The 1,647-nt window shown below is 62.7% G+C and carries 1 protein-coding gene; it reads right to left on the bottom strand.

Translation table 11 applies throughout. The annotated features are described in order from the left end of the window. Nucleotides 1-25: 25 nt before the first annotated feature. Nucleotides 26-1,572, bottom strand: a protein-coding gene (locus tag PQR67_RS38105; RefSeq protein ID WP_408467936.1) for an IS3 family transposase whose coding sequence is annotated in 2 segments (ribosomal slippage) — nt 26-1,107 and nt 1,107-1,572 — 1,548 coding nt in all. Because the reading frame shifts where the segments join, the coding sequence is not laid out codon by codon here. Between the last annotated feature and the right edge of the window lie 75 nt (nt 1,573-1,647).

Below are 1,647 nucleotides of genomic sequence, written 5' to 3'. Positions count from 1 at the left end.
GTCAAGGTAGTTGTCGCGTGAACCGTTACGCTGCGTGTTTATACATTTCGGCCGAGGCCCGGGTTCGTTCCGGATTCAGATAGACCGAATCCGCGAGGTGCCAGTTACGGATGGCGCCTGACCAGCGAGCGGGATTGCGCATGCGTGCGTCCTGATAGAGCACACGCCGCCGGGCCAGCAGATCGTTCGCTTCACCGCGGTGCCGTTGCACCGGACTGACGTATTTCAGAGCGCTGTGACGGTGCTCCTCGTTGTACCACTGCACGAAGCGCTGCACCCACGCGCGGGCAGCCTCCAGCGTGTCGAACGGCTGCCCGGGCCACATCGGACAGTACTTCGCCGTACGGAACAGCGATTCGGCAAACGCGTTGTCGTTGCTCACGCGCGGCCGGCTGAACGAAGGCTGTACTCCCAGATCGATCATGGCCGCGCGCATCGTGGCGCCTTTCATCGCGCTGCCGTTATCCGAGTGCAGCACCAGCGGACGACCGGCAATGCCCTCACGCAAACATCCCTTGGCCAGAAGTACGCTCGCGTGCTCGGCCGATTCCTGCTCCCACACTTCGTTCATCACCAGCTTGCGGCTGTAGATGTCCTTCATCATGTACCAGTAGAAGTACCGCCCTTTGACCGTGCTCGGCATCCACGTAATGTCCCAGCACCACACCTGATTCGGGCCAGTGGCGCAGTGTGTCGTGAGCGTGCGTCGTTGCGGGGCCTGAGCACGACCCCGACGCTGCCCCTGACCCGCTGCTTTCAGGATCCGGTAGAACGTCGATTCGGAAGCCACATACACGCCCTCGTCAGCCAGCTTCGGCACGATCTGGTGCGGCGTCAGACTCGCGTAACCCGGGCTGTTGGCTGCATCCAGCACGGCCTGACGTTCGGCCTCAGTCAGCTTGTTCGGCGGTGCCTCACGCATGCCCAGCGTACGGCCGTCCTGCGGCGTTTCGCGCCAGCGTTGCACACTGCGCACGCTGACTCCCAACTGCTCACACGCCTGCGCACGGCGTGCTCCCTGCTGCACCGCTTCATCGATCAACTGCATGGCTTCATCGCGATCCGGGCTGCTGATCAGTCTTCCTCTTCCTTGCCCCAGATCGCGTCGGCTTTTTTTCGCAGGTTCAGCAACGCCGCCGCCTCCGCACGGGCGGCATCGGCGCGCTTGAGCTGGCGCTCCAGTTCACGGATGCGTTTCTGGTGAACCTTCACTTCCTTGCGCTGGGCCGCCGTGAGCTTCGGCTCCGGCACATTGGCCTGCTCGCACGCCTCGCGCCACTGCCGGATCTGCTCCGGATAAATGCCCTTCCTGCGGCAGTATTCTGAAGTCTCCGCTTCGCTCAGCGACGCCGTCTCCAGAACCACCCTGAACTTGTCGGCGCTCGACCATTGATCGCCTGTCTTGCCATTGCCCGGCATGAATTCCCCAGCCTGTCTTGCGCTCTGCAGCCAGGCGCGCAGCGTCACCGTCGTGATGCCCGTCGCCCCTGCCAGCTCGATGACCGCACGATTGAACGGCGGCATCATCTGTTGGACTACCCATTCCCGCGTCTCTGCTGAATAGCGTCTCATCTTCCATTCGCTGTCCGCCCCCCATCTTTACATCAATCGGTTCCGGTGAGGCGACAACTAGGCTGACATGGAGGG

It is taken from the genome of Paraburkholderia fungorum (assembly GCF_046026025.1).
Classification (GTDB): domain Bacteria; phylum Pseudomonadota; class Gammaproteobacteria; order Burkholderiales; family Burkholderiaceae; genus Paraburkholderia; species Paraburkholderia fungorum_E.
The sequence above is the reverse complement of the archived record's forward strand: the minus strand, read 5'-3'. Positions and strand labels throughout refer to the sequence as shown.